Annotated in this window: 23 protein-coding genes, 2 tRNA genes and 2 pseudogenes; 10 read left to right on the top strand and 17 right to left on the bottom strand. The window is 62.0% G+C overall.

Annotation, left to right across the window (positions count from 1 at the left end; all coding sequences use genetic code 11):
- Nucleotides 1–94: 94 nt before the first annotated feature.
- Nucleotides 95–820: a DMT family transporter gene (locus CLI93_RS03975; protein ID WP_172425521.1), complete on the bottom strand. Its 726-nt coding sequence runs from the start codon at nucleotides 818–820 to the stop codon at nucleotides 95–97.
- Between the two features lie 131 nt (nucleotides 821–951).
- Here CLI93_RS03975 and CLI93_RS03970 point away from each other — a divergent pair, with 131 nt between their 5' ends.
- On the top strand, nucleotides 952–1,542 hold the full coding sequence (locus CLI93_RS03970) for a TetR/AcrR family transcriptional regulator (RefSeq protein WP_095542732.1): 591 nt from the start codon (nucleotides 952–954) through the stop codon (nucleotides 1,540–1,542).
- 54 nt (nucleotides 1,543–1,596) lie between these two features.
- Here the strand turns inward: CLI93_RS03970 and CLI93_RS03965 are convergent, their stop codons facing one another.
- Together CLI93_RS03965 and map are read right to left on the bottom strand one after the other, a co-directional pair.
- A complete protein-coding gene (locus tag CLI93_RS03965) occupies nucleotides 1,597–4,272 on the bottom strand; it encodes a [protein-PII] uridylyltransferase (RefSeq protein ID WP_095542733.1) in 2,676 nt (891 codons plus the stop codon).
- A gap of 14 nt (nucleotides 4,273–4,286) precedes the next feature.
- A complete protein-coding gene (map, locus tag CLI93_RS03960; RefSeq protein WP_095542734.1) occupies nucleotides 4,287–5,105 on the bottom strand; it encodes a type I methionyl aminopeptidase in 819 nt (272 codons plus the stop codon).
- Between the two features lie 112 nt (nucleotides 5,106–5,217).
- Between map and CLI93_RS03955 the strand changes: the two genes are divergently transcribed.
- A tRNA-Ser gene (locus CLI93_RS03955) sits at nucleotides 5,218–5,305 on the top strand.
- Nucleotides 5,306–5,379: 74 nt separating this feature from the next.
- On the opposite strand, the gene fabF is transcribed toward CLI93_RS03955, so the two are convergent.
- Together fabF and CLI93_RS03945 are read right to left on the bottom strand one after the other, a co-directional pair.
- A complete protein-coding gene (fabF, locus tag CLI93_RS03950) occupies nucleotides 5,380–6,645 on the bottom strand; it encodes a beta-ketoacyl-ACP synthase II (RefSeq protein WP_095542735.1) in 1,266 nt (421 codons plus the stop codon).
- Nucleotides 6,642–7,529 (bottom strand): thioesterase family protein, encoded by an 888-nt coding sequence (locus CLI93_RS03945; protein ID WP_095542736.1) that lies wholly within the window; start codon nucleotides 7,527–7,529, stop codon nucleotides 6,642–6,644. Before CLI93_RS03945 ends, fabF begins: the two co-directional genes overlap by 4 nt.
- A gap of 75 nt (nucleotides 7,530–7,604) precedes the next feature.
- On the opposite strand from CLI93_RS03945, the gene CLI93_RS03940 reads away from it, so the two are divergent.
- From CLI93_RS03940 to CLI93_RS03925, 4 genes are all read left to right on the top strand, one after another.
- Nucleotides 7,605–8,609, top strand: a complete 1,005-nt coding sequence (locus CLI93_RS03940) for a GlxA family transcriptional regulator (protein ID WP_095542737.1) — start codon at nucleotides 7,605–7,607, stop codon at nucleotides 8,607–8,609.
- 113 nt (nucleotides 8,610–8,722) lie between these two features.
- The gene (argG, locus tag CLI93_RS03935; protein ID WP_095542738.1) at nucleotides 8,723–10,075 is read left to right on the top strand and encodes an argininosuccinate synthase; all 1,353 of its coding nucleotides are present in this window, start codon (nucleotides 8,723–8,725) and stop codon (nucleotides 10,073–10,075) included.
- A gap of 200 nt (nucleotides 10,076–10,275) precedes the next feature.
- On the top strand, nucleotides 10,276–10,746 hold the full coding sequence (gene trmL, locus CLI93_RS03930; protein WP_095542739.1) for a tRNA (uridine(34)/cytosine(34)/5-carboxymethylaminomethyluridine(34)-2'-O)-methyltransferase TrmL: 471 nt from the start codon (nucleotides 10,276–10,278) through the stop codon (nucleotides 10,744–10,746).
- Complete coding sequence (locus CLI93_RS03925) at nucleotides 10,736–11,530, top strand: alpha/beta fold hydrolase (RefSeq protein ID WP_172424295.1); 795 nt, start codon at nucleotides 10,736–10,738, stop codon at nucleotides 11,528–11,530. The genes trmL and CLI93_RS03925 overlap by 11 nt, the downstream gene beginning before the upstream one ends.
- 5 nt (nucleotides 11,531–11,535) lie before the next feature.
- Here CLI93_RS03925 and CLI93_RS03920 read toward each other — a convergent pair whose 3' ends face one another.
- The 3 genes from CLI93_RS03920 to CLI93_RS03910 all read right to left on the bottom strand — a co-directional run bounded on the left by CLI93_RS03920 (nucleotide 11,536) and on the right by CLI93_RS03910 (nucleotide 14,392).
- Nucleotides 11,536–12,219: a glutathione S-transferase gene (locus CLI93_RS03920; protein ID WP_095542741.1), complete on the bottom strand. Its 684-nt coding sequence runs from the start codon at nucleotides 12,217–12,219 to the stop codon at nucleotides 11,536–11,538.
- Between the two features lie 333 nt (nucleotides 12,220–12,552).
- Nucleotides 12,553–13,479, bottom strand: coding sequence for a carbohydrate kinase family protein (locus tag CLI93_RS03915; protein ID WP_095542742.1), 927 nt, complete (start codon nucleotides 13,477–13,479; stop codon nucleotides 12,553–12,555).
- 1 nt (nucleotide 13,480) lies between these two features.
- Nucleotides 13,481–14,392, bottom strand: a complete 912-nt coding sequence (locus CLI93_RS03910) for an ROK family protein (RefSeq protein ID WP_095542743.1) — start codon at nucleotides 14,390–14,392, stop codon at nucleotides 13,481–13,483.
- Between CLI93_RS03910 and CLI93_RS03905 the strand changes: the two genes are divergently transcribed.
- Entirely contained in the window at nucleotides 14,391–15,266 is an 876-nt protein-coding gene (locus CLI93_RS03905; RefSeq protein WP_095542744.1) for a LysR substrate-binding domain-containing protein, read from the top strand. The two genes, CLI93_RS03910 and CLI93_RS03905, sit on opposite strands and share 2 nt — an antisense overlap.
- Before the next feature lie 4 nt (nucleotides 15,267–15,270).
- Here CLI93_RS03905 and CLI93_RS03900 read toward each other — a convergent pair whose 3' ends face one another.
- From CLI93_RS03900 to CLI93_RS03875, 4 genes and pseudogenes are all read right to left on the bottom strand, one after another.
- Nucleotides 15,271–16,170 (bottom strand): DMT family transporter, encoded by a 900-nt coding sequence (locus tag CLI93_RS03900; protein WP_095542745.1) that lies wholly within the window; start codon nucleotides 16,168–16,170, stop codon nucleotides 15,271–15,273.
- A gap of 18 nt (nucleotides 16,171–16,188) precedes the next feature.
- Nucleotides 16,189–16,947, bottom strand: a pseudogene (locus CLI93_RS03890) (SDR family NAD(P)-dependent oxidoreductase).
- Nucleotides 16,944–17,344: pseudogene (locus tag CLI93_RS15615) on the bottom strand (GlcG/HbpS family heme-binding protein). Before CLI93_RS15615 ends, CLI93_RS03890 begins: the two co-directional pseudogenes overlap by 4 nt.
- A 13-nt stretch (nucleotides 17,345–17,357) precedes the next feature.
- Nucleotides 17,358–18,533 carry a sedoheptulose 7-phosphate cyclase gene (locus tag CLI93_RS03875; RefSeq protein WP_095542750.1) on the bottom strand — a complete coding sequence of 392 codons (1,176 nt, stop codon included), beginning with the start codon at nucleotides 18,531–18,533 and terminating at the stop codon, nucleotides 17,358–17,360.
- 302 nt (nucleotides 18,534–18,835) lie between these two features.
- On the opposite strand from CLI93_RS03875, the gene CLI93_RS03870 reads away from it, so the two are divergent.
- Nucleotides 18,836–19,048 (top strand): integrase core domain-containing protein, encoded by a 213-nt coding sequence (locus CLI93_RS03870; RefSeq protein ID WP_095542751.1) that lies wholly within the window; start codon nucleotides 18,836–18,838, stop codon nucleotides 19,046–19,048.
- A 32-nt stretch (nucleotides 19,049–19,080) separates the two neighbouring features.
- Here CLI93_RS03870 and nth read toward each other — a convergent pair whose 3' ends face one another.
- The 3 genes from nth to CLI93_RS03855 form a co-directional block, all read right to left on the bottom strand.
- Complete coding sequence (gene nth, locus CLI93_RS03865; protein WP_095542752.1) at nucleotides 19,081–19,722, bottom strand: endonuclease III; 642 nt, start codon at nucleotides 19,720–19,722, stop codon at nucleotides 19,081–19,083.
- Nucleotides 19,723–19,749: 27 nt separating this feature from the next.
- A complete protein-coding gene (locus CLI93_RS03860; protein WP_238945852.1) occupies nucleotides 19,750–20,889 on the bottom strand; it encodes a CaiB/BaiF CoA transferase family protein in 1,140 nt (379 codons plus the stop codon).
- Nucleotides 20,890–21,107: 218 nt separating this feature from the next.
- A complete protein-coding gene (locus tag CLI93_RS03855; protein ID WP_095540574.1) occupies nucleotides 21,108–21,551 on the bottom strand; it encodes a universal stress protein in 444 nt (147 codons plus the stop codon).
- A gap of 263 nt (nucleotides 21,552–21,814) precedes the next feature.
- Between CLI93_RS03855 and CLI93_RS03850 the strand changes: the two genes are divergently transcribed.
- Together CLI93_RS03850 and recG are read left to right on the top strand one after the other, a co-directional pair.
- Nucleotides 21,815–21,891, top strand: a tRNA-Pro gene (locus CLI93_RS03850).
- 117 nt (nucleotides 21,892–22,008) lie between these two features.
- Nucleotides 22,009–24,168 (top strand): ATP-dependent DNA helicase RecG, encoded by a 2,160-nt coding sequence (gene recG, locus CLI93_RS03845; RefSeq protein WP_095542753.1) that lies wholly within the window; start codon nucleotides 22,009–22,011, stop codon nucleotides 24,166–24,168.
- Nucleotides 24,169–24,550: 382 nt separating this feature from the next.
- On the opposite strand, the gene hemP is transcribed toward recG, so the two are convergent.
- Together hemP and CLI93_RS15660 are read right to left on the bottom strand one after the other, a co-directional pair.
- A complete protein-coding gene (gene hemP, locus CLI93_RS03840) occupies nucleotides 24,551–24,718 on the bottom strand; it encodes a hemin uptake protein HemP (RefSeq protein WP_238944989.1) in 168 nt (55 codons plus the stop codon).
- Nucleotides 24,719–25,009: 291 nt separating this feature from the next.
- Nucleotides 25,010–25,666, bottom strand: a complete 657-nt coding sequence (locus tag CLI93_RS15660; RefSeq protein ID WP_476726706.1) for a pseudouridine synthase — start codon at nucleotides 25,664–25,666, stop codon at nucleotides 25,010–25,012.
- Nucleotides 25,667–25,681: the final 15 nt, after the last annotated feature.

Below are 25,681 nucleotides of genomic sequence, written 5' to 3'. Positions count from 1 at the left end.
CCAAGTCTTCAAGCTTGCGCTCTCGACAGGCTTGGGCAAACAGGTCGAACTTCAGGGCGCTGCCAGGAGTGATCATGCTGAGCAATTTACTCGATCAAAAGTACAGGTGAGGTTTTGAGAGGTTCCCCAACATGGACAGCACCGAGACGATGGCCGTGGCATGAAAGGCCGAGCGGCACAGTGCCTTGGCGGTGACGGTGTACACGGCCCACAGCAGGCCGCCCAGCAGGAACAGGCCGTAGGCCTGTGCCGCGCCCAGGCCCGCCGTGCGCATGCTGTGCAGCGCCACGACGGCCATGCCGATGACGATCAGCGCAATGCCCAGCCATTCGTTGCGGCGCAGCCGGGTGCGCAGCAGCAGCATGGAAATGGCCAGCGAGAACACGATCATGCTTGCCGGCACGATGGAAGCGAACTGCTCCACCGGCGCTTGGCGCAGACCCTGCGCCACCACCAGCATGTAGGGCGCGCCAATGCCCAGCACCATCAGCGCCAGGCCCCACCAGGGGATGCCGCCCAGGCCCTTGCGCAGCAAAAAGGGCGCCAGCAGCAGGCCAGAGAAGAAGTAGCGGATGAACACAATGTCCAGCGCATCCAGCGGCGCATAGGCTACGCCCAGGCGCGTCATGACCGGGAAGGCGCCCCAGATCAGCGCCGAGCCAATGCCACAGGCCACGCCCAGCCAGAAGCGCCTGGGTTGCTCGGCAGGCATTGCCGCACTGTGTGCCTCTGCGGCCTTTGGCTGCTTGCCAGCTTGCCCATCGCGCCCTGCAGCACTGGCGTGCTGCTGGATCTGTGCGGCGCATTCATTGGTTTGCATCATCAGGGCCTTTCGCCGCTGCAGCGGCCTTGTCTTGATACGATGGGCCGGGCCTTGCCTTGCGCGGCCGATTGGGTTTGATGTTTGACAGTGTTGTCAATTTTGACGAGTGTGTCAAGAAAGGAAGTTGCTTGAGCGGCGTACGACAATTTGATGAGGCGGCCATCGTGCCCCGGATGCTGGAGGTGTTTCGCGCAAAGGGCTGGCAGGGCAGCTCCATGCAGGACTTGGCGCAGGCCAGCCAAGTGCAGCGCGGCTCGCTCTATCACGCCTTTGGCAGCAAGCAGGCGCTGTTTCTGCGCGCCTTTGACCTGTACGCACAGCGTTTCGAGAAAAAACTGCAAACGGCTTGGCGTGCAGGCGCGGCGGATGACGCGGGCAGTGCCGCGGCGGTGCTGCAGGGTTTTTTTGACGTGGCGCTGTCCAACATGTGTGGCCGGCCGTCGCATGGTTGCCTGACCACGCGCACAGCCATGGAGTTGCAGATGGCAGATGGCCCCATCCGCCAGCGCCTGCAGCAGTTTCTGCTGGGCCTGCAGGAGCTGCTGGCCCAGCGGCTGGACAGCTCAGAGCTGCGCGGGCAGTTGCGCCTGTCGCCGCAGGCCACGGCCCAGGCCGTGCTGACGTTCACCCGCGGATTGGCGGTGATGGAGCGCATCCAGCGCGACCGCGCGCAGCTGCAGGCGCAGGCGCAGGCGTTCGTGCAGTTGCTGCTGCGCTGATGGCCACTGCGTGGCCTGCCAAGAGATGGTGGGCAGCGGCAGGGGGCGCCGCCCTCAGCCGAGCTGGCATTGCGCCATCAGCGCGCGCTCCAGCTCTTGCTGCAGCCGTGGATCGCGCAAAGCCTGGCCGCGGATGAGGAAGCTGTCCTCGGCGCGCTCGCCCAGGGTGCTGATCTTGGCCAGCAGGATTTCGAGCTGCATTTGCGCCAGCGTCCAGGCGATGCCGTAGAGCAGGCCGGGGCGATCGGCGGCGGAGATGGACAGCAACCAGTTCTCGGCCTTGTCATCGGGCTCCAGCCGGATGCGGGTGTTGACCGGGAAGTGGCGTGCGCGCCGTGAGGCGCGCCGCGCACGCGGCGGGGGCAGGGCGGCTGCGCGCTGCAGGTACTGCGCCAGGGCTCGCTCCACATGCTGCGCGTGCGCCGGGGCGCTGCCCGGCTCTTCGGCCTGCGCCTGGGCCAGTTCGATCTGGAAGCTGTCCAGCGCATAGCCATCGCGCGTGGTGTGGATGCGCGCGTCGAGGATTTCGTACTCGGCCTGGTCGAAGTAACTGGCGATGCGGGCGAACAAATCGCTTTGATCGGGCGCGTAGATGGTCACTTGCAGGCCTTCGCCCAGGGTCGATTGGCGCGCCAGCACTTGTGTCGCTTGAGGCACTTGCTCCGCTTGTGGGTTGGCGGCGCTGGCCAGGTGGCGCGCGTGCCAGGCCAGCTCATCGGCGCTGTGGCGGATGAAGTAGCCAAAGTCCAGGCGCTGCCAGAAGGCGTCGAGCTGCGCCGGCGTGGGCGCGTCGGCGGCGCAGCCCTGGCCCACCAGCAGGGCGCGGGCCTCGTCCTTGCGGCGCTCGGTTTCGGCGAGCGGGTCGGGCCGGTTGCCGCCCAGCAGGCGCGCCGTGGCGCGGTACAGGTCTTCGAGCAGCTTGCCCTTCCAGGCATTCCAGACCTTGGGGCTGGTGCCACGGATGTCGGCCACGGTCAGCAGGTACAGCGCGGTCAGGCGGCGCTCGTTGCCCACGCGCTGGGCGAAGGCGGCGATCACGTCCGGATCGCTCAAATCCTGTTTTTGCGCCACCTGACTCATGATCAGATGCTGCTGCACGAGAAAGACAATCAAGTCCGCATCGGCGCGGGCGATGCCATGTTGGCGGCAAAAGCGCCGCGCGATGCGCGCGCCGATTTCCGAGTGGTCGCCGCCGCGGCCCTTGCCAATGTCGTGCAGCAGCGCTGCCAGATACAGCAGCCAGGGCTTGTCCCAGCCGGCAGCCAGGCTGGAGCAGTACGGGTACTCGTGCGCATGCTCGGCCATGAAAAAGCGCCGCATGTTGCGCACCACCATCAGCGTGTGCTGGTCCACGGTGTAGACGTGAAACAGGTCGTGCTGCATTTGCCCGACGATGCGGCGAAAGGCCCACAGGTAGCGCCCCAGCACCGAGGTGCGGTTCATCAGCCGCAGCGCATGGGTAATGCCTTCGGGCTGCTCGATGATGCGCATGAACAGCGCGCGGTTGACGCTGTCGCGCCGGAACGCGGCATCCATCACGTGGCGCGAGTTGTACAGCGCGCGCAGCGTGCGCGCCGAGAGGTCCTTGAGCCCCACCTGGGTTTGGTAGAGCAAAAAGGTTTCAAGAATGGCGTGTGGCTCGCGCTCGTACAGGTCGTCGCTGGCCACTTCGATCATGCCGCCCTTGTCGAAAAAGCGCTCATTGATCGGGCGCAACTGGTGCGCGCTGGGGTTGAGGCGCTCCTCGATGTTCAGCAACAGGATCTGGTTGAGCTGGGTGACGGCCTTGGCGCACCAGTAGTACTGGCGCATGAGCTGTTCGCTGGCGCGCATGGGCAGGCGCTGGCCCGGCCCGGCTTCGGAGCGGTAGCCAAACAGCGGGGCCAGGCTGTGCTGCAGGTCAAACAGCAGCCGGTCTTCGTGCCGGCCCGAGACGGCATGCAGCCGCGCGCGAATCAGGCTGAGCTCGGCCTCGCGCGCGCGCAGGGCGCGCGCCTCGATGGCCGTGGCGATGCCGTTGGCGGCCAGCTCCTGCCAGCTGCTGCCCAGGCCAGCGGCGCGCGCCACCCACAGGATGAGGTGCAGATCGCGCAAGCCGCCTGGCGACTCCTTGCAATTGGGCTCCAGCGCGTAGGGCGTGTTGGCATGGCGGGCATGGCGCTGGCGCATCTCCAGCAGCTTGGCGCGCAAAAATGCCAATGCATCCAGCCCCTGGGCAAAGCGTTGCTGGAACTGCCCGAACTGCGCCGCATCGCCAGCGAGCAGGCGCGCTTCGAGCAAGGCCGTCTGCAGACTCAAGTCCTGCTGGGCATCGGCCATGGCCTGGCTGCCGCTGCGCACGCTGAAGGCAATCTCCAAGCCGGCATCCCAGCAGTTGCTGACGAATTGCTCGATGGCGTTTTGCAGCCGGGCGTCACTCTCGGGCTCCAGACCTTCGGGGGTCAACAGCAGCAAGTCAATGTCAGAAGCTGGAAACAGGCTTCGGCGCCCATAACCGCCCACAGCCAGCAGGGCAAAACCCGCAGGCAGCGCGCAGTGCTGCCACAGCTGCAGCAGCAGTGCATCGGTGGCGTCGCTGAGCTGGCGCAGCAGCGTCTGGATGTGCCGCCCCGGCCGGCCCGGGCGCAGCAGCTCGGCCACGATGGCCTGCTTGCATTGCTGATGGCGTGCGCGCCACTGGGCCAGTTGGGCTGGCGTGACCGGCGCTGCGGTAGAGGGCTCGTCGGGCATGGTGGGGCAGGCCCTCAGGTCTTGGTGGCCTTGACGAAATCCGGCGGCGGCGGCGAGCCCGCAGACAGCGTCAGCACCTCATAGCCCGTGGGCGTGACCAGCACCTGGTGCTCCCACTGCGCGGTCAGGCTGCGATCCTTGGTGACGATGGTCCAGCCATCGTTGCCAAATGCCTTCACTTCGCGCCTGCCCAGGTTGAGCATGGGCTCGATGGTGAACACCATGCCCGGCTCCAACAACTCCATGGTGCCAGGGCGACCGTAGTGCAGCACCTGCGGATCTTCATGGAAATTGCGGCCAATGCCGTGACCGCAGTACTCGCGCACCACCGACAGGCCATGCCCTTCGGCAAACTTTTGGATTGCATGGCCCACGTCGCCCAGGCGGTTGCCGGGCTTGACCTGCAAGATGCCCAGCCACATGGCCTCGAAGGTCAGGCGGCACAGCCGCCGCGCGGCGATCGAAACCTCGCCGACCTCGAACATGCGGCTGTTGTCGCCATACCAGCCATCGGCCGTGATGACGGTCACATCCACGTTCAGGATGTCGCCCTTTTTCAGCGGCTTGTCGTTGGGGATGCCGTGGCAGACCACGTTGTTGGGCGAGGTGCAGACCGAGCCCGGATAGGGCGGGTAATCGGCCGAAGGCTGGTAGCCCAGCGTGGCCGAGCGCGTGCCCTGGCGCGCCATGCATTCGGCGGCCAGCCGGTCAATCTCGCGCGTGGTGATGCCGGGCTGCACATGGGGGGTGATGAAGTCGAGCACTTCCGATGCCAGGCGGCAGGCCTGGCGCAGACTGGGAAAGTCCGCTTCCGATTTGATGATGATGGACATGGCGCGCGATTATCCCACCGGCCACGACTGCGCCCGCCGGGCCTTGGCGTGAGGCAATTCGCCCTTAGAATATGCCGCTTCACGGCAGACTGCGCCCCTTGGGAAACTTGCTGGAAGAGTGGCAGAGCGGTTGAATGCACCGGTCTTGAAAACCGGCGATGGGCGACCATCCGTGGGTTCGAATCCCACCTCTTCCGCCAATGGAAAAACCAAGTGATGAGCGTCACTTGGTTTTTTTGTGGCCTCTGCGTTGGTGGTTTCTTTGGGCAGGCGCTTATTGGTATTTCCTGAACAGGATGCTGGCATTGACGCCGCCGAAGCCAAAACCGTTGGACATGGCGTGCTCGATGCGCATGCGGCGCGCGGCGGCGCCGACGATGTCCAGGCCCCCAGCCTCGGCGTCGGGCTGCTCCAGGTTGAGCGTGGGCGGAGCGATCTGGTCGCGGATGGCCAGTGCGGTGAAGATGGCTTCCACGCCGCCTGCGGCGCCCAGCAGGTGGCCGGTGGCGGACTTGGTGGCGGAGATGACCGGGCCGGCTGCGCCGCCGAAGACGGCGCGGATGGCGCGCAGCTCGCTGCAATCGCCCACGGGGGTGGAGGTGGCGTGGGCATTGAGGTGCTGCACCTCGGCTGCGGCGATGCCGGCCTGCTGCAGCGCCTGCTGCATGGCGCGCCGTGCGCCGCTGCCGTCCTCGGGTGGTGAGGTCATGTGGTGGGCATCGGCGCTGGTGCCGTAGCCCACCAGTTCGACGATGGGGCTGGCGCCGCGTTGCAGCGCGTGTTCCAGGCTTTCGATGACCAGCAGGCCAGCGCCTTCGGCGATGACAAAGCCATCGCGCGCCTGGTCGAAGGGGCGCGAGGCCTGGCGCGGCCTGTCGGCAAAGCCGGTGGACATGGCCCGGGCGGCGGCGAATGCGCCGATGCTGACGCGGTCGATGCAGGCCTCGGCGCCGCCGCACAAGGCGATGTCCGCCTCGCCCGCGCGGATCAGCCGCGCCGCATCGCCAATGGCCTGTACGCCAGCGGCGCAGGCTGTGACCGGGGCGCCCAGCGGCCCCTGAAAGCCGTGCTGGATGGAGACGGCGCCGGCGGCCATGTTGGCGAGAAAGCTGGGAATGGTGAATGGCGAGAGGCGGCGCGGGCCACGCGATTGCGTGGTGCGCACGGCCTCGGCGATGGCACCGAAGCCGCCAATGCCCGATGCGATGACCGAGGCCGTGCGCTGCCTCTCCTCCTCATTGTCAGGTTGCCACTTGGCTTGCGCCAGCGCCTGCCGTGCAGCATGCAGGGCAAAAAGGATGAAGCGATCCATCTTGCGCTGATCTTTGGGCTCTGCCGCCCAGTCGGGGTCAAAGCCTGCCGGGCATTGGGCCGAGCGCTCGGGCACCAGCCCGGCCACCTTGGCGGCAATGCCTTCGGTAATCTGTGGCGGCAGGCAGGCCAGGCCACTGTGGCCAGCCAGCAGGCTGGCCCAGGCATGCGGCACATCGCACCCCAAGGGGGACACGATGCCCATGCCCGTGACGACGATGCGTTTCATGAGACTCCTGTTGCAGTGGGATGTGCGGTTCCTTGGCTGCGCGCGGCGGTTTGCGCGCCGGGCGCGGCCTGGGGCGCAGCGGGCAGCAGCACGCGCAGTTGCTCGGCCGAGCCCAGGTGTGCGCCGCCTGGGGCCCAGGCGTGCAGGCGCTCGAGCAGCCAGCCTTGGCTGTGGCACACATCGGTGCGGGCGTGCAGCAGCACCCAGGGCGAGCCAGCTTGCGCCAGGCCGCTGCCGGGCGTGACCGAGAAGGTGACGGTGGGCAAAGGCTGAAGCGCATGCAGCATGGCCCCATAGGAGGGGGCCAGCGCGTCCATCAGCACCACCAGCCGGGCCGCGTCGGGCGGCAGATCGTCATCGGTGATGCGCAGCCAGGCCATGAGCTGCGGCTCGGCTGCGCCGCTGTAGGGCCGCGCATGGCCGACGGGCCGAATTTCGGTATGGCGCGCAAAGGGCACGAATTGCTCTGGCACCTGAAACAGCGGGCATTGCGCCGGCGGCGGCACATCGGGCATGGGCGGGGCGATGGGCTGTGCGCAGGGCGGCCCGGCCTGGGCGAACACGGCGCTGGCCGACAGGGCGGCCTGGCCTTGCTCGATGGCGTGGGCGTCCAGCCACGAGACGGTTTTGCCGTGGGCCGGCTCGGGCACTTGCAGCGTGAAAGCGCTGCGCAGCGCGCGGCGGAACCGGCCCGAGACCTGCTGCAGCGCGCGCCCCTGCGCGCTGGCCTGCATGGCGGCCACCAGCAGGCTCAGGGCCAGGCCGCCATGCAGGCCGCCAAACCCCCACCAGGAGGGATCGAGCTGCAGCTGCGCCCCAGGGGTTGAGCGGGCATGAATGTGCGCGATCTGTGCGATCTGCGGGTTCTGATCGATGGGTTTCATGGGCCGCAATGCTAGGCGGTTGACGGCCAGTTGGATGGTGGCAAGAATGACTATATTCGGTCTATATTTGACAAAATGATTACGCACTTGGTTTTTGACGGCGTCACGGAAAGCAGCCTGGGCATTGGCGTGGACATCGTGGCCTCGGCCGCGCAACTGGCTGGCGGGCATGGGGTCGCTGCGCCGCATGCTGCGCGGCTGCTGCGCCAGCGCGTGGTCTCGCTCGATGGGCGGCCGGTGCGCTCGGGCGCCGGGCGCAGCATTGCGGTCGATGGCGCGCTGCAGCTGCGCGGCATGGGCGCGGCGGACGTGCTGGTGGTGCCCGGCTGGTTTGCGGCCACTGAAGCCTCGATGCAGCTTTGGCTGGCCGGCGATGAATGCCGCCGGGCTGCGGCGTGGCTGGCGCGCGCTGCGGCCCGGCAGGTCATGCTGGCCGCTTCGTGCTCGGCCACTTTCCTGCTGGCCGAGGCGGGGCTGCTCGATGGCCAACGCGCGACCACGACGTGGTGGCTGGGCGCGGCCTTCGCGCGCCGCTTTCCCGCCGTGACGCTGGAGGCCGAGCGGATGGTGGTGCAGGCCCCCGGCGTGCTGACGGCCGGCGCGGCCTTCGCCCATGCCGACTTGATGCTGGCCGTCATCGCGCGCATGGCCAGCGCGACGCTGGCGCAGCGCGTGGCCCGTTATTTGCTGCTCGACAGCCGCCCCAGCCAGTCGCGCTACATGGCGATGGAGCATCTGCGCGTTTGCGACCCTGCGGTGCAAAAGGCCGAGCAATTCATCCTCGGCAATCTGCAGCGGCAGATTGCGCTGCCGGAGCTGGCGCGCGCTGCGGCCGTATCGCCCAGAACCTTGGCGCGGCGCGTGCACGCGGCGCTGGGCATGACGCCAGGTGAGCTGGCGCAGCGCCTGCGTGTGGCGCATGCGGCGCACCTGCTGGAGACCAGCAACGCCTCGGTCGAGGAGGTGGCCGCCCGCGTGGGCTATGCCGACCCGGCCGCGTTTCGGCGCGTTTTTAGGCGCTACGCGGGCGATTCGCCACGGGGAAAACGCTCGCACAGTGCCTGCTGGCAGCCTGGATAGCCATCGCCGGCGGCCATGGGCGCGCCGCTATAATCGCGCGCCGTGCATTTCTCGGCTTGGCCTGCCAGCGTGAACGGCGGGCTATTTTTTTGGCCCCATTTGGGCAAGCACCCATGTCCAACACCATCTTGCAATCCATTCCCGTCGGCCAGAAGGTCGGCATTGCGTTTTCCGGCGGCCTCGACACCAGCGCGGCGCTGCTGTGGATGAAGCAAAAAGGCGCCCACCCCTACGCCTATACCGCCAACCTGGGCCAGCCCGATGAGTCCGACTACGAGGCCATCCCCAAAAAGGCCATGCAGTACGGCGCCGAGAAGGCGCGCCTGATCGACTGCCGCAAGCAGCTCGTGCACGAAGGCATCGCCGCCATCCAGACCGGGGCCTTTCACATCAGCACCGGCGGCATCACCTACTTCAACACCACGCCGCTGGGCCGCGCCGTCACCGGCACCATGCTGGTGGCCGCGATGCAGGAGGATGATGTCAACATCTGGGGCGATGGCTCGACCTTCAAAGGTAACGACATTGAGCGCTTTTACCGCTACGGCCTGCTGACCAACCCGCGCCTGAAGATCTACAAGCCCTGGCTGGACCAGCGCTTCATCGACGAGCTGGGCGGGCGCAAGGAGATGAGCGAGTTCCTCATCGCCAATGGCTTCGACTACAAGATGTCCACCGAGAAAGCCTACAGCACCGACTCCAACCTGCTGGGCGCCACGCACGAGGCCAAGGATCTGGAGTTCCTCAACACCGGCATCCGCATCGTGCAGCCCATCATGGGCGTGGCCTTCTGGCGCCCGGAGGTGGAAGTCAAGGCCGAAGAAGTCAGCATCCGCTTCGAGGAAGGCGTGCCCGTGGCGCTGAATGGCAAGACCTTTGAAAACAGCGTGGAGCTGATGCTCGAAGCCAACCGCATCGGCGGCCGCCACGGCCTGGGCATGAGCGACCAGATCGAAAACCGCATCATCGAAGCCAAGAGCCGCGGCATCTACGAGGCCCCCGGCATGGCGCTGCTGCACATCGCCTATGAGCGCCTGGTCACCGGCATCCACAACGAGGACACCATCGAGCAATACCGCATCAACGGCATCCGCCTGGGCCGCTTGCTCTACCAGGGCCGTTGGTTTGATCCGCAGGCCATCATGCTGCGCGAAACCGCCGAGCGCTGGGTGGCGCGCGCCGTCACCGGCGAGGTCACGCTGGAGCTGCGCCGTGGCAACGACTACTCCATCCTCAACACCGAAAGCCCCAACCTGACCTACGCGCCCGAGCGCCTGTCGATGGAAAAGGTCGAGGACGCGCCCTTCAGCCCGGCCGATCGCATCGGCCAGCTGACCATGCGCAATCTGGACATCGTGGACACCCGCGCCAAGCTGGGCATTTATTCGCAAAGTGGCCTGCTCACGCACAGCCACGATGGCGCCGTGCCACTGCTGGAAAACGCCGCTGGCAAGGCAGGGCGTTGAGCCTGCCGCAGCGTATGAAAGAAACGCCTGGCCTTCACGCGAAGACCAGGCGTTTTTTCATGCGGGGCAGGCGCGGCGATAGGGTGTGGCGATTTTGATGACAGACCCTGGAGCGGGCCGCTGGTCGCGCCACGGGCGCGTGGCGCTGGCACAATGACCGGCGTTGTTTTGAACAGGTTCTGAGAGAGTGAGCTTGCACCATGTTTGAAATCGTTCTCGTCCACCCGGAGATCCCCCCCAATACCGGCAATGTCATCCGCCTGGCGGCCAACACCGGCTGCCGCCTGCACTTGATCGAGCCCTTGGGCTTTTCGATGGACGACCGCCACATGCGCCGCGCCGGGCTGGATTACCACGAGTACGCCACAGTGCGGCGCCACGCCAGCTGGGGCGACTTTCTGGCCTCGCAAGAGCCCGATGCCCGCCGCATGTTCGGGCTGAGCACACAGGGCAGCCAGGGCGTGTTCGAGACGCGCTTCCAGCCTGGCGACTGGCTGGTGTTTGGCACCGAAACGCGCGGCCTACCGGCCTATCTGCGCGAGAGCTTCCCGCCCCAGCGCTGCCTGCGCCTGCCCATGCTCGAAGGTCAGCGCAGCCTGAACCTGTCCAACGCCGTGGCGGTGACGGTGTTCGAGGCTTGGCGCCAGCACGGCTTTGGCGGTGCGCGCTGAATCCGCGTCTGCGGTCGAGCAAGTCCGCGCCTCGGGTGGTGCGGACTTGCCGCTGCTGGTCCTGCTGCATGGCACGCGCCTGAACGGCGCTCAGTGGCATGCCTACGGCCCGTTGCTGCAGGGCGTGGCCGAATTGCTGGCGCCGGATCTGCCCGGCCATGGCTTGCGCGCGGGCGAAACCTTCTCGCTGGCGCTCGCTGCGCAGCAGCTGGACGGGCTGATTGCGCAGGCCGGCCCGCGCCCAGTGGTGCTCGGCGGCCACTCACTGGGTGGTTATGTGGCCATGAGCTATGCCCAGCAGCATTCGCAGCGCCTGGCCGGCCTGGCACTGATGGGCTGCGCGGCCGAGCCGCGCGGCGCAGGCGCCTGGATGTACCGGCAGGTGGCGCGCCTGTGGGAGGCCGCCGGGCCCGACGGCATGGCCCGCCTGGATGCGCTGTGGCTGGGCCGCGCGGCCCACGCGCCCACCTGGGCCGCAGTGCGCGCCCGCGGCGGGGACTTCGAGCAAATCCGCCTGGCTTGGGGCGAGGTCATGCGCCATTGCGGCGCACACCAACTGCGGCAAGTGGTCTGCCCGGTGCTGCTGCTGGGTGGCAGCTGGGATCAGCTGCACATCCACGCCCGCCGCTTTGCCGCTGCCGCGCCGCGGGCCCAGATCGTGACCAAACCGCACCGCAGCCATTTGTGGCCGGTCACCCATCCACATGAAGTGGCTGCCGAGCTGCGTCGCTGGTTGCAGCACATCCTGGTCCGGGGCGAGGCGCCCGCAGACGCGCCGCGTTGAAGCCCTCAACCGCCGGGCTGGGCGCTTTTGCGCATGATCTGCTCGAACAGCGGCAGTGCGAGCCAGCGTTGGCGCCAGGCCTGCAGCCGGGGCAGGGGCTGGGCGTCCCACCAGGGCGGATCGATGGCGGCGAACTGGCGCACGAAGGGGAACACGGCCGCATCGGCCAGGGCCAGGCGCTGACCAAACAGCCAAGGGCCCGATGCCAGCGCCAAATCCAGGCGCTGCAGCCATTGCAGCGCCAGCTGGCGCGAATCCTGCAATGCGTACTCTGGGTGGCGCTGCGGGTATTTGCAGCGGTCGAGCAAGGGCTTGAAGTGGCGATCCAGATCGTGCACCAAGGCCAGCATGGCTTGCAGGCTGCCGTGCGTGGGCTGCAGCCAGGCGTGTGGATCGTGGCGCTGCAAGGCCCAGAGCATGATGTCCAGGCTCTCGTCGATCACCTGCCCGCTGGGCAGCACCAGCACCGGCACCGTGCCCTTGGGCGAAGCGGCCAGCAACGCGGCGGGCTTGTCGCGCAGCACCACTTCGATGGGCGTGTAGGCCTGCTCTGCGGCGGCCAGCGCCAGCCGCGCGCGGATGGCATAGGGGCAGCGGCGGAAGCTGAACAGCTGCGGCAAGGCGCCGCCGTCGTGCTCGGCGGCCGGGGCATTGATGTTTGGGGCGTTGGTGCTCGAGGCTGTGGGCATGGCAGGCGGGCGTCGGCGGCGGCGGGCTAGGTTTGTTGATATTCGTTTACGGATCGTTCTTTCTCGAGGAAAAATCTGTAGACGCAAGGAGAAAATGCGCTTGGGACTGAAAACTTTAAAGGCATTTCCAACGTAGTGGCGGAAGATTTTGACCAAGATGCCATCGCAATGATGAGACTGAACACCTAGTGTACTGCTCAAAAATAATTTCCATCAAGCCACTACTATTTCGCGCTAGGGCGGTATTGCAAATATCCGAGTAATATCTGTTGTCGCTATTTTTGATGCTCTATGGTTTGCAATAGGGGTTTATAGTGTGGCATTGATCTAGATTTATGATTGTAGATCAGTGTGCTTTGAGTCTGCAAGATTGGCTGTGATTGTTTGAAGCACCTTAGCACAATATGCGCGCGCAGCTTCTAATGCTGCTGTGGCTGGATATCCTTTGGCCCAATAGAAGGCTAACGTTGCGCCAAAAGCATCCCCCGCGCCGAGCGTGGATTCCACGGATACATGCTCGGCGGGCATGAAATGAATTTCATATCCGTCATGAAACAGTGCTCCCCTGCTTCCTAGTGTGACCAACATCGCCTGTGAACTGTGCAAGCGAATATCATTCATCCACAGCGCCCCATCTTTTAGGATGTCACTCGGTATCTGGCCTCCAAGTTTTGCAGCCAGCATGCGTGCCTCTGCCTCATTGAAACAGATTAGGTTGGCCTGGCTTAATAAATACTCTCCCGCCGATGATGCGGTAGCGAGCTGTCGCATGCTAGGGTTGATCGCTATAAGAGGAAAGTGAGAACTGCGATGTCGTAATGCAGTGCTGAACTCTAATTCGGCAGCGGGAGATAGTGCTGTTACGTATAGTAAATCAGTGCATCCGGCGGCATCCACCACTCTTGCTGGAGCCACATGAGTACTTGCGCCACGTTGTGCAAAGACATGTGCCTCTGAGCCATCCAGGAAAACCACCGACTTGCCAGTGGGTTGATCTGCGACAGACTGTATCAATGAAAGATCAATGGACTCCCGTTGAAGAGCTGTGCGTAGCCACAAAGACTCAGTATCGCAACCTAAGGCACACACGATACGTACATTTGCATCGCATGCTTGAAAAGCTAAGCTCGCATTAACAGTTCCACCCCCAATTCCCATAGTAATCGACTCGACTTCTTGCTTGTTTCCGGAGATGGTGCTCAATCTGGATCCAGAAACAACGATATCAATTGTTGCGCCTCCAATGGTGATTATATGCATTTCATATTCCTATCATGGCGGCGCCTATAACGCCGGCAGAGTTTCCGAGTTGATTGCGAAGTATAGGGGTTTCGTAAAAATCACTAAAAACTAAGTTGCGCAAACGATGGGCTCCTTTCGTATAGAGAGCATCAATGCTCGCCAGTCCGCCGCCGATAACGATGGCTTGTGGATCCACTAATGCGACTGCGCTAGCTACAGCTTGAGCAAAATATTCAGTGAAATGGTCGAGAATCCTGCATGCATCCTGATCGTTAAATTGTGCACGATGCACGATTTGCTCTGTGCTGAGCTTCTGGCCGGTGATTTGCGTATACTGTCGTTCGAGTGCTGGGCCGCTTAGGTAGGATTCCACACATCCTCTGCGGCCACAATAGCATTGCGGTCCTTGGGGATCAAGCACCATATGTCCCCACTCTCCGGCAATGCGATTCCTTCCTGACACCAGATGCCCTCTCACAATCAGACCAGCGCCAACACCTGTTCCTAGCACCAGAGCCAACACATTCTCGTATTCTTTTGCCGCTCCAAGCTGGGCTTCTGCCAGTGCAAAACAGTTCGCATCGTTTTCTATTGCAAATGGTTTTCCAATACGCCTCTCTAATTCGCGGTGTAAGGGGTGTCCGTTTAGTTGGGTAGCATTGCAGTTGCGTAGAAGTCCAGTTGTCGGAGATATTGATCCTGGTGTTCCAATGCCCAATGTGTGTGCTTCGTTTCCCACAGAAAAAGACAGATCCTTATATAAGTCGACGATGCGTTGCACTATGGCGCCATAACTGCCACTCGGGGTGGCGTATTTCAGTCGGATACACTCATTGTCATCTTTGTCTAGTACAACACCCTCAATCTTCGTGCCTCCCACATCAATGCCAATTCGATAATTTAATGAGGCTTTTGGTTGCATATCAATCATGCGAAATATCCCCCCTATTCATTTGATAGTTGCATTCGATGCAGTGGCTCGGCGACAAAGCTTCAATCAGGCTGCAGATGAGTTGAATATCTCGTACAGCGCTGTTAGTCATAGGATACGAGATTTAGAGAGACTTTTAGGTGCTAAGCTCTTTAATCGAACTACGCGTGTTGTCTCCTTGAGTGCAGAAGGTGCTTATTTGCACCAGCAGGTTCGATCTTTGCTTGAAAATCTTGAGGCGGTTTTTAGTGGTTTCACGCATGGGCGTGATATTGTTCGTATTAGCACGCTTCCCTCTTTTGGACGCTTTCGATTGGTGCCTGCACTTACCGAATTTCATCGCACTCATCCGTCTGTCTCGATTGCACTTATGCCGACCACCCGTACAGTGAACATCAATCAAGGCGAAGCGGACATAGCGATCAGATTTTCTAAAAATACACCGGAAGCCTTTTATTGTGAGCGATTGTTGGAAGACGAGTGGTTCCCGGTGGCGGCCCCTCGCTATCTGCAACAGCTTGGCAATCGAAGCTTGCCAGAGCTTTTTAAGCGTGCAGACATCCTTTCGCACAGTCGACAGCCTTGGGATCCTTGGCTGAAAGTAGCGAAGCTGAATATTTCGCCAACTCAACGCAATATGGTTTATTCTGATACAGGCTTCCTGATCGACGCTGCCTTGAACTTACAAGGTGTTGCGTTAGGGCGCCGATCTTTGGTGAAAGGGTTATTGCAAAGCGGAAATCTAGTTCGTATTTCTGAGATTTCAATACCTTCGGCGCAAGCATATTTCTTGCTTGCATCGGAGCGGGCCATTATTTCTCCCCATGCTCGTAAAGTAATCGAATGGCTCCGCTCTCTGGTGGTTGAAGGCTAGCCCATTAATGCAAGATGGTTAGGGCAATGCCAATTAGAACTCCGCTAATTGCAATGATCTTTTGGCGAATAAATCGCTCATTGAAAAAGATCGCGGATAGTGCAAAAACCATGATGAGATTTGTGCGACGAAGGACAGAAATTACAGAGATCTGAGCGCCATCAATCTGTACAGCCGCCAAGTAAATGTACTCAGCCAGTACGTAGGCGAAAGCAATGGCGGGGATTGCCCAATTCCGAGTGAGAAGGCTTATTGCTTCTATGCCTCGAAATATCCAAGGTAAAAGCAATAATGCTATGGCTCCACGCTGTAGCGCTGAGTAGGCTTGGACTGCAGCCAGGTCCATGTGCAATGTAGCCAGAATGTACTTGTCGTAGAGTGCATTGGCCGATGAAAGCAATGTGGCGGCAACCATGCTTAGTACCCATAAATTTCGCTTGAAGCTGATGCCCTCTTTCTGACCAATCAGTGAGAAAAGGTAGTAAGAGCCCATCGATACAGCCAGGCCGAGCCACTGCCACCAACTAAGCCTTTCAGACAGTAGCAGTACAGCTCCTAACGCAGTCCATAGTGGCCCACTGGCGCGTACGCCAGCTGAAATTGATAATGGTAAATGTTTTACCGAGTAATATGACAATATCCAAGTCATCACCATCATGATGGACTTGGGTAATACAGCCATTTGCTGCTCGAAACTAAGATGTTGCGGTGCTAGCGCAGCGCTATGGAGCGCGTTGCTCCAGGAGTCTGGAGCATAGAAAAAAGGCGCCCATATCAAAGCCCCAAGAGCTGAGCACCAGAAAACCACCTCTAGGACATTCTTTTCTTTGAGTGCTAGTTTTGTAAGAAAATCGTAGGTTCCTAATATTAAGCCGGCTAGCAAGCCTAATGCGATCCAAGTCATTTTTTCTATCAAAAAGGCTTAAGTTGCAAGAAAACCACCGTCTACAGGAATTGCTGAGCCGCTTATAAAAGAAGCAGATGGGCTGCATAGCCAAATTACTGCTTCTGCCACCTCTGCGGGCAAGCCGACCCGCTTCATGGGTAATCTTTCCGCCCAGCCTGCGACTCCCCCTGAGATTGCCGAAGATCTTATGAGCATTTCTGTATGGATTGGACCGGGTAATATCCCATTAACACGAGCTCCATGGCGCGCTGACTCGATTGCAGCGGCCTTAGTGATTGCCTATGCCGCATGCTTTGAGGCTGTATAGGCGGCTGTGCCCTCAAAAATATTGCGGTACGCATGAACCGATAAGTTTGTGACGATTGCTCCTGTTTTACGTTGATACATTGAACGTAATAAATGCTTCAAACATATCATTAGTCCTGTGCAGTTAATCCCCATCACCTGCTCGAATAATTCTACATCCTGCTCCACAAGCGCCGACGCGGTTCCGACGCCAGCATTCAGGAAGGCCGCATCTATCGGGTCAAGCTCATTCTCCACTCGTTCGCATAATGACTTCACCTGATCTTCGCAAGAAATATCGCAACCTATAGATATCGATTTTCCACCCAGCGAATGAATTAGCGCTGCAGTCTCATTGCATGCGGGAAGTGAGCGCCCGGCCACGGCTACGCGAGCTCCCGCCTGTGCAAAAGCTAGTGCGGTGGCTTTCCCAATTCCAGAGCCTCCTCCAGTGACCAAAGCCACTTGATTTACGTATGAGTTAATCATGTTTGATCGTTGGTCCAATCTTCTTCAATTGTCACCGCTGAAGCTAGTTGTGCATCCTGAAATGAGGATGCGCCGCTAATTCCTAAGGCACCAATCACTACGCCTCGCACGAGCAGAGGAACTCCCCCCGCGAGGGGTAGTGCACTTGGTATGGCCAAATAAGATAACCGTCCTTTTTCCAGGTTATGCTGCATATCCTGAGTGTTCTTCGAAGTTTGGCAGAAGTTTTCGCTTTTGCTATTGAGAGCTCAATTGAGGCGGGAAATGCGTCTCGACTTTGCTGAAAAGCAAATAACTGACCCGCTGAATCGACCACGGCGACTGCAATAGATAACCCTTCGCGAGAGGCAGCCTGCATCACGCTTGTAATGACCTTGAATGCTATTTTTTCAGTCATATATGGGAGAGTATCATTCGTTAACATTCATCATCTCCTCTGCTGCGACTTGCACTTCATTAAAACTCAAATCATTGATAAACGTATATTTGCCAACTCCAGATGGCAACGGTAAGCGCTGCATGCCGTCACAGTGGCATACAGTGTCGGCAAGAGCTTCTTGTAGCATGTGAGGGTCGCAAAAGAAACGGTGTGTCAACGGTAAATCCATTGCGCGCATAGTTGACTTAACACGATTTATTTCTTTTTGTGTTATGAGGCCGCGTCTTAATGCGATGCGACAGGAAAGCAACACGTCCAGTGCTACCGCCTCCCCATGCAATAATTCAGGGAGTGCGCGCATCTCAAATAGTGGGGAGAATGAATGACCGAAATCTACAGATCGCTCCAGGATGGTTTCCCAAAGGTTGGGTGCAAGCTCTTCTAGCATCCCATGCACAGCACGAGAAATTACCTTTGGCGCTATCAAGTTGTCTTGGAAGGCTGTATCCAATAGCATTTTTGAATGCTGTTCAAGTAGATTAAATAGCTGAGCATCCTTAATAACTGCAATCTTCAGTAGTTCACCCATGCCGTTGGCGAGGTGGCGGCGATCAACCGTCTTCAGAAAGCTACGGTCAAGAAGCGCCTTGCTAGGGGCGTGATAGGATCCCAGTCTATTTCTACGCCCAAGAGCGTTAATCGCGGTTTTAATGCCGACAGCTGCGTCCCAGATTGCCATTGCGTTGGTCGGTACCTTGATGTAAGGAATGCCACGGCGGTATAAACTTGCTGCAAAGCCCACCAGATCCAGTAAGACACCACCTCCGATGCCAACGATAGGATCTGAACGACGTCGCACGTTGTTTGCCTCCAAATGTCGAACAATCGACATTACGGCAGCCATGTCTTTTGTCTCCTCAGATGAGGATAGAGTCAAGGTATATAAATGAATGCCATGATGTGCGTAATAACGCCGAATATCGGCTCCGTAAAAATCGTCGACGCGCTTATCGATGATTACGATATGGCGCGTTGCTTTTTTAGAGTCGCTGCATAAGTCTAAGAGGGTTTTATTTTTGCAATCAAACAGCCCGTCAACCTGCTGCACTTCATAGGTGACGGGCTGGGATGCACTGACACACCACGACTTTGAATCTTTGTGCAACAAGATTCCGGTTGCGGAGCCTGCTATCAATCTGTCATTCATCCTGTTCCTCGCAATTTAGAAGAGAGAAGGATAAGTGACTCCTTGTTTTATATTGTTGAGAAGTAAACTGCTATTGTTTAGCTGGATGAATCAATGATGACTAGCGTCAATCTAATTTTTAAAAACTTAGAGCGCGTTAGGCACTTTGCGCTCCCCTGTGAGAGCTCCTGGGCGTGTGCAGTGCAAGGCGCCGTTTGCGCCGCTGCCTGGGCGGCGTGAGGGTTGAGCGGGTGATGAATGGCAACGGCGCCGCCTGCGGTCGCGGCGTTTTGCCAGGCTGCTGCTGCGATTGAAGACCAAGCATCTGTGCGCTGCCCAAGCCCTATAAACCCAGAACCAATGGCAAGGCCGAGCGCTTCATCCAGATGCTGCTGCGCGAATGGGCTTATGTGTATGCGGTGGTATCCAAGCTCAGCCCAACGCATCGTGCGGGCGAGCTGGCACCTTGGATGCTTCATCACAACATCCATCGGCTTCACTCGGCACTGAGCACTTGCCTCCCGCTGTTTGGCTGACTTTGCGGGTACAACGTGTTGAGAAACTACAGCTAGGCGGGCGGCGGGGTTTTGGGGCGGTAATCGCACCAGGCGCTGACGCGGCACTCCCAGCAGCGCGGCTTGCGCGCCTGGCAGACGTAGCGGCCCAGCAGGATCAGCCAGTGGTGGGCATGCAGCGCGTATTCCTGGGGCACGCGCTGCAGCAGGCGTTGCTCGACTTCCAGCGGGTTTTTGCCCGGCGCCAGCCCGGTGCGGTTGCTGACGCGGAAGATGTGCGTGTCCACCGCCATGGTGGGTTCGCCAAAGGCCACGTTGAGCACCACGTTGGCGGTTTTGCGGCCTACGCCCGGCAGTTGCTCCAGCTCTTGGCGCGTGCGCGGGATCTGGCCGCCATAGCGCTCTACCAGGATGGCGCAGGTGGCCAGCAGGTTCTTGGCTTTGCTGCGGTAAAGGCCGATGGTTTTGATGTGCTCTTCCAGCCCGGCCAGGCCCAGATCGAGCATGGCCTGGGGCGTGCCGGCCACGGGGAACAGGCGGCGCGTGGCTTTGTTGACGCCGGCATCGGTGGCCTGGGCGGAGAGCAGCACAGCCGCCAGCAGCTGGAAGTGGCTGCCGTATTCGAGCTCGGTCTGCGGGTGCGGGTTGGCCGCCTGCAAGGTGGCGAAGAACAGCGGGATGTCGGCTTTTTTCATCGGGGGATGGCGGATGGGCGGGGATTCTCAACGCACGCTGCGCTGGGCGCGCAGATGTTCGATGTGCGCTGCGTCCAGGCCCAGCGATTGCAGGATGGCCTGCGTGTGCTCGCCCAATTGGGGCGGGTTCTGGTAGGTGCGCAGGCGTTGGCCGTCCATGCGCAGCGGCAGTAGCGCAGCGTGCGCGCGCTGGCCGGCGCGCTCGCCATCGACCAGGGTGATGGGCTCCAGCCCCTGCGTGGCCTGCAGGTGTGGGTCGTCCAGCAGCTGCTCGGGGCGCACGATGTGTGCGTAGGGCAGGGCGTGGGCCTCGAAGCGCGCGGCGATGTCGGCGGCGCTGTGGTCTTGCAGGCGCTCGCGCAGCGCCGGCAGCAGCCATGGGCGCGCACGGGCGCGCGCGTTGTTGCTGGCCAGCTGCGCATCGGCCAGCCAATCGTGCCAGCCGAAGGCCGTGCACAGGCTTTGCCAGTGGGCATCGCTGACGGCGCACAAAAAGATTTGCTCGCCGCCCTGGACGGTGAAGATGTCGTACACCGCCCAGGGTGAGGTTCGCTCTGGCATGGGGCGGGCCGGCTGGCCGGTGATCTCGTACTGCATCATGTGCTGGCCGACGAGAAAGACGTTGTTCTCGAACAGCGCCGCGTCAACCTCCTGCCCCTGGCCGGTGTGCTGGCGCTGCAGCAGTGCGGCCAGCGCGCCGATGGCGCCGAACATGCCGCCCATGATGTCGTTGACGCTGCTGCCAGCGCGCAGCGGATCGCCGGGGCGGCCGGTCATGTAGGCCAGGCCGCCCATCATCTGCACCACTTCGTCCAGCGCCGTGCGGTGCTCATAGGGGCCAGGCAGAAAGCCGCTGAGGTTGACGTAGACCAGCCCAGGGTTGAGGCGGCGCAGATTGGCATAGTCCAGCCCCAGGCGCTGCAGCACGCCCGGGCGGAAGTTGTGCAGCACCACATCGGCCGTGGCGCAGAGCTTGAGCGCGATTTCCAGGCCGGCCGGGTCTTTCAGGTCGATGCCGATGCTGTGCTTGTTGCGATTGAACAGCGGGAAAAACCCCGCGCCTGCGCCCAGCAGCGTGCGCGTGCCATCGCCCTCGATGGGCTCGACCTTGAAGACTTCCGCGCCCAGGTCGGCCAGCACCAAGCCGCAGGCCGGGCCCATGACCATGTGGCTGAACTCCACGACGCGGATGCCGCGCAAGGCCTGGGGGCGCGCTGCGCCGGCAGCGGCAGGGGGCTGGGTGCAGCGTGCGCCATCGGAATTGGCATTGGCATCGGGCGCCTGCCGGGGTGGTTCGGATGTAGAACTGACCATCGCAAAAATGCCCATCGGCAAGATGGGCATGGAACACAAACGAACAAGCCGCCCGCAGGCGGCCAGATGCATTAGCGCAGCACCAGAACAGGCACTTTGGCGCCAGTGAGCACGTGCTGGGTTTCACTGCCCAGCAGCAGGCGGGCAATGCCCTTGCGGCCGTGCGAGGCCATGACGATCAGGTCGGCATGCTGCTCCTGCGTGGCCTGCAAGATCAGGTCGGAGATGCTGTCGCCGCTGAGTACCTGCACATCGGTTTGCACGCCCATGGCCTTGCCTTGCTCCAGCACCTTTTCCATGGCTTTCTTGGCATCTTCGCGCCACTGGCGCTCGCTGCTTTCAGCGAACTCGCGGTTCGACGCCACGCTGCCTTCCATGTAGGTGACGGGGTAGCTGGGCGTGACAGTCAGGATCGTGACCCGCGCACCGCAGAGCTTGGCCAGATCAAAGCCGTGCGCCACGGCCTTTTGCGACAGCTCGCCCCCGTCGGTGGGAATCAGGATGTGTTGGTACATAAAAGTGGCTCCTTGGAATGGTGAGTCAAACAGTCTCTGGCTGCGGCCTGCCGCGATGGCTGCATGCAAAAGGCCTGCTGGCAAGCGCCGTGCGGCCTGTTGCAGCCCACGGCAGCAACCATGGCTGCAAGGCAGTATACGGGCACGGGCTAGGGCGCAGCAGGTTGTTGAGGGAATCAGTCGGAGCGCCAGCCTGCGCATGCCGGCTGCGCCCGCCTAGCTGGCGCTGGGCGGATTTTTCGTATTAGAATGCGCGCTTTAGTCGGAGCGTAGCGCAGCCTGGTAGCGCATCTGCTTTGGGAGCAGAGGGTCGCGAGTTCGAATCCCGCCGCTCCGACCACTGACTTGATGGGGCTACGTCTTTGGCGTAGCCCCATTTTTCGTTGGGCAGCATCATCGAGCGAGGGGGAAACAGAGGCTGGCCGGAGCTTTCGCAGCCTTTCTTGTTGCACGGGATATGACACCAGCCATCCGAAAAGCCCTGGACAAACTCGGCCTGCAGCGTGATGTGGATCTGGTGCTGCACCTGCCGCTGCGCTATGAGGACGAGACGCGCATCGTGCCCATTGCCCAGGCCCGACAAGGGCAGGCGGTGCTGATCGAGGGCACGGTGCTGGCCTGTGAGGTGCAGCTGCAGCCGCGCCGCCAGCTGGTGGTGGCGATTGAGGACGCCAGCGGCAGCTGCCAGTTGCGCTTTTTGCATTTCTACCCTTCGCAGCACAAGGCCATGGCGCCGGGCAAGCGCCTGCGCGTGCATGGCGAGATGCGTGGCGGTTTCTGGGGGCGCGAGATGGTGCATCCCCAGTTGCGCAAGAGTGACGCGCCGCTGCCGCAGGCGCTCACGCCGGTCTACCCCGTTGGCAAGGGGCTGCCGCAGGCCTATTTGCGCCGCATGATCGCCACGGCGCTGCACCGCATGACGCTGGATGAAACCTTGCCTGCAGAGGTGTTTGCCGCGCTGGGGCCGCCGCCGGTGGCCGGCGGGCAGTGGTGGCTGCTGCGCCAGGCGCTGCAGTTTCTGCATCATCCTTCGCCCGACGTGGCCTTGCAGACATTGGAGGATCGCCACCATCCGGCCTGGCAGCGCCTGAAGGTTGAGGAGTTGCTGGCGCAGCAGCTCTCGCAATGCCGCATTCGCCAGGCGCGGGCGCAGCGCCTGGCGCCGCCGCTGCGGCCTGAGCCGGGCGGTGAGGGCGGCGAGGCCAAGGCCACATTGGCGCAGCAGCTGCTGGCGCAAATCCCGTTTGCGCTGACGGCGGCGCAGCAGCGCGTGGTGCGGGAGATTGCGCAGGACCTGGCCCGCAGCACCCCCATGCACCGCCTGCTGCAGGGCGATGTGGGCTCGGGCAAGACGGTAGTGGCGGCGCTGGCGGCCTGTGTGTGCATCGATGCCGGCTGGCAATGCGCGCTGGTGGCTCCCACGGAAATCCTGGCCGAGCAGCACTTTCGCAAGCTGGCCGATTGGCTCACGCCGCTGTTGGCCGCGCGCGGCCTGAGCGTGGCCTGGTTGGCGGGCACGCAAAAGAAAAAACAGCGCGAGCACATGCTGCAGACCATCGCCAGCGGTCAGGCAGCATTGGTGGTGGGCACGCATGCCGTGCTGCAGGAGCATGTGAGCTTTCAGCGACTGGGGCTGGTGCTGATCGACGAGCAGCACCGCTTTGGTGTGCAGCAGCGCCTGAGCCTGCGGCTGCGCAACCGCATCCCGGCAGGCGATCTGGCCGCCGCCCCAGCGGCCGCTGGGGCCCGGGGGACACCGGCGGGCCAAGCGCAACCCGTGCTGGAGCCGCACATGCTGATGATGTCGGCCACGCCCATCCCGCGCACGCTGGCCATGACGTACTACGCCGATCTGAGCGTCTCCACCATCGACGAGCTGCCGCCCGGGCGCAGCCCGGTGCTGACGCGGCTGATTGTCGAAGGGCGGCGCGAAGAGCTGATCGAGCGCCTGGCCCGCCAGCTGGCCCAGGGACGGCAGGCCTACTGGGTTTGCCCGCTGATCGAGGAAAGCGAGGCGCTGGATTTATCCAATGCCACGGCCACGTATGAGGATTTGCAGGCGGCCATGCCGGGCGTGGCCGTGGGCCTGCTGCACTCGCGCATGGCGGCGGCCGACAAGCAAGCGGTGATGGCGCGCTTTGCCGCGGGCGAGATTGCGCTGCTGGTGGCCACGACAGTGATCGAGGTTGGCGTGGACGTGCCCAATGCCTCGCTGATGGTGGTCGAGCATGCCGAGCGCTTCGGCCTGTCGCAGCTGCACCAGCTGCGTGGCCGCGTTGGGCGCGGCAGCACGCAATCGGCCTGCATCTTGCTGTATGCGACGGGCGAGAGCGGCCAGCTCAGCGACACCGCCAAGGAGCGCCTGCGCGCCATGGCCGAGACCAATGACGGTTTCGAGATCGCACGGCGCGACCTGCAAATTCGCGGCCCGGGCGAATTCATGGGCGCACGCCAATCCGGCGCGGCGCTGCTGCGCTTTGCTGACTTGGACAGCGATGGCCACTTGCTCGAATGGGCGCGCCAACTGGCGCCGCTGATGCTGACGCAGCACCCGCAACTGGCCGAGCGCCACATGCAGCGCTGGCTGGGCGGCAAGTGGGATTACCTGCACGCCTGAGCCCTTGCGGCAAGCGGCAACAAAGCGAAAGAAGAAGGAAGTGAGAGAGTGGGAAAAAAAGCCTGGCTAGTGCGCGCCGGGCAGGGCCTGGGCGCTTGGCTGGCAAAAACGACCTGAATGGCTTTGTCAAAAGCCTGGTCGCCCCACGATGACTGGTGGCGCCTGTCCCTTCAAAAGCAAGGGACGAGGGCAGGGGTTTCATCAAAAAAAGCCTGGCTACCAGATGCGCATGTCTGCGCGCCCTTGGCTGGCAAAAACGACCTGTTTGAGTCCTGAGTGTTGAACTCTTGGTCGCCCCACGATGAAACGGTTGGTGTTTGGGTTGGTGCTTGAGAATGCTGCAGTGCACTGACCAGTGCAAGGCGGTCGGCTGCAGTTTGTCTTACTTGGTCAAGATGAGCTTGCCCAGCTTGGTGGCTTGCAAGCGATAGATGGAGCCGTTGTGCTGAATGGCGACGGATTTCTGTCCCTTGAGAAGTTCCAGGCTGTCCAGCGCGGCGGCGGGCACGTGGCGTGCTGCTTGGCTGGCGGATTCGTTCGAGGGCTTCATGGCGACTGAGGTCATGGGAAAGGGTTCCGTTCAAGGCGCTGGGCCTGGCCGCCGGGTAAGACCCAGGAAGCCGCAGCGACAGAACATTCGTCTTGCTGTCAATGAGGCTAATGATAATAATTTTTATTAAGAATGCAAGAAGAAGTCCAAAAACCCCATTCAAATCTCGGGAATTTCCGGAGTGGCTGCGCACGGCCTTGACGCCGTTGGCCTGCCTGCCACGAGGCAGCGTGACTGACCAGGGGCGATGCTTTGCCGGGTGATGCTGGCTGATGGGGGCAAGGGCGCTGCTCAAACAAGCTCGTCCTGGCCCAGATAGCGCCACTGGCCCGGCGGCAGCTGGCCCAGCGTCAATCGGCCGATACGCACTCGCTTGAGGGCGCTGACCTGCAGGCCGACCTGCTCGCACATGCGCCGGATCTGGCGCTTCCTGCCCTCGCGCAGCACGAAGCGCAGTTGCTCCGGGTTTTGCCACTCGACCTGGGCCGGCTGCAATGCCACGCCGTCGAGCTCTAGGCCGTGGCGCAGCCGCTGCAACGCGGCCTCAGGCACGTGGGCCTGCACATTGCTGTCAATGCCTTGCCCATCGGGGCCGATGCAGCGCACCCGCACCAGGTATTCCTTGTCCACCGTGCTGTGCTCGCCAATGATGTGCCGCGCCAGGCGGCCATCCTGGGTCAGGATCAGCAGGCCGGTGGAGTCGATGTCCAGCCGCCCGGCCGGGGCAAAGCCCTTGAGGCTGCGTGGCGCACGCTGGCGGTGTTGCGGGTCTTGCTCCCAATGGTTGGCATCGGTGATCAGGCTCAGTGCGGGCAGATACCCGTCCTCGGCCTGGCCGCTGACGTAGCCCACAGGCTTGTGCAGCGCAATGCTGAGTTGCTGCGCTTGGTGGCGGCGTGCGGCCGGCGCTACATCGACTTGGTCGCCAGGCTGCACGCGCTGGCCCATGTGCGCCACCTGGCC

Origin of the sequence: Vandammella animalimorsus (assembly GCF_002288875.1) — a bacterium.
GTDB classification, from domain to species: domain Bacteria; phylum Pseudomonadota; class Gammaproteobacteria; order Burkholderiales; family Burkholderiaceae_C; genus Lampropedia; species Lampropedia animalimorsus.
This window is presented reverse-complemented; position numbering and strand designations above follow the sequence as displayed.

What these genes read in the sequence shown, in the direction of transcription:
- hemP (WP_238944989.1), bottom strand. Translation starts at nt 24,718, where the DNA reads ATGAAGCCCTCGAACGAATCCGCCAGCCAAGCAGCACGCCACGTGCCC.
- CLI93_RS03855 (WP_095540574.1), bottom strand. Translation starts at nt 21,551, where the DNA reads ATGTACCAACACATCCTGATTCCCACCGACGGGGGCGAGCTGTCGCAA.
- recG (WP_095542753.1), top strand. Translation starts at nt 22,009, where the DNA reads ATGACACCAGCCATCCGAAAAGCCCTGGACAAACTCGGCCTGCAGCGT.
- CLI93_RS03920 (WP_095542741.1), bottom strand. Translation starts at nt 12,219, where the DNA reads ATGCCCACAGCCTCGAGCACCAACGCCCCAAACATCAATGCCCCGGCC.
- CLI93_RS03910 (WP_095542743.1), bottom strand. Translation starts at nt 14,392, where the DNA reads ATGATTGATATGCAACCAAAAGCCTCATTAAATTATCGAATTGGCATT.
- map (WP_095542734.1), bottom strand. Translation starts at nt 5,105, where the DNA reads ATGTCCATCATCATCAAATCGGAAGCGGACTTTCCCAGTCTGCGCCAG.
- CLI93_RS03860 (WP_238945852.1), bottom strand. Translation starts at nt 20,889, where the DNA reads ATGGTCATGGGCCCGGCCTGCGGCTTGGTGCTGGCCGACCTGGGCGCG.
- CLI93_RS03975 (WP_172425521.1), bottom strand. Translation starts at nt 820, where the DNA reads ATGCAAACCAATGAATGCGCCGCACAGATCCAGCAGCACGCCAGTGCT.
- CLI93_RS15660 (WP_476726706.1), bottom strand. Translation starts at nt 25,666, where the DNA reads ATGGGCCAGCGCGTGCAGCCTGGCGACCAAGTCGATGTAGCGCCGGCC.
- CLI93_RS03945 (WP_095542736.1), bottom strand. Translation starts at nt 7,529, where the DNA reads ATGAAACCCATCGATCAGAACCCGCAGATCGCACAGATCGCGCACATT.
- nth (WP_095542752.1), bottom strand. Translation starts at nt 19,722, where the DNA reads ATGAAAAAAGCCGACATCCCGCTGTTCTTCGCCACCTTGCAGGCGGCC.
- CLI93_RS03905 (WP_095542744.1), top strand. Translation starts at nt 14,391, where the DNA reads ATGCGAAATATCCCCCCTATTCATTTGATAGTTGCATTCGATGCAGTG.
- CLI93_RS03915 (WP_095542742.1), bottom strand. Translation starts at nt 13,479, where the DNA reads ATGCATATAATCACCATTGGAGGCGCAACAATTGATATCGTTGTTTCT.
- CLI93_RS03900 (WP_095542745.1), bottom strand. Translation starts at nt 16,170, where the DNA reads ATGACTTGGATCGCATTAGGCTTGCTAGCCGGCTTAATATTAGGAACC.
- CLI93_RS03940 (WP_095542737.1), top strand. Translation starts at nt 7,605, where the DNA reads ATGATTACGCACTTGGTTTTTGACGGCGTCACGGAAAGCAGCCTGGGC.
- trmL (WP_095542739.1), top strand. Translation starts at nt 10,276, where the DNA reads ATGTTTGAAATCGTTCTCGTCCACCCGGAGATCCCCCCCAATACCGGC.
- fabF (WP_095542735.1), bottom strand. Translation starts at nt 6,645, where the DNA reads ATGAAACGCATCGTCGTCACGGGCATGGGCATCGTGTCCCCCTTGGGG.
- argG (WP_095542738.1), top strand. Translation starts at nt 8,723, where the DNA reads ATGTCCAACACCATCTTGCAATCCATTCCCGTCGGCCAGAAGGTCGGC.
- CLI93_RS03965 (WP_095542733.1), bottom strand. Translation starts at nt 4,272, where the DNA reads ATGCCCGACGAGCCCTCTACCGCAGCGCCGGTCACGCCAGCCCAACTG.
- CLI93_RS03875 (WP_095542750.1), bottom strand. Translation starts at nt 18,533, where the DNA reads ATGAATGACAGATTGATAGCAGGCTCCGCAACCGGAATCTTGTTGCAC.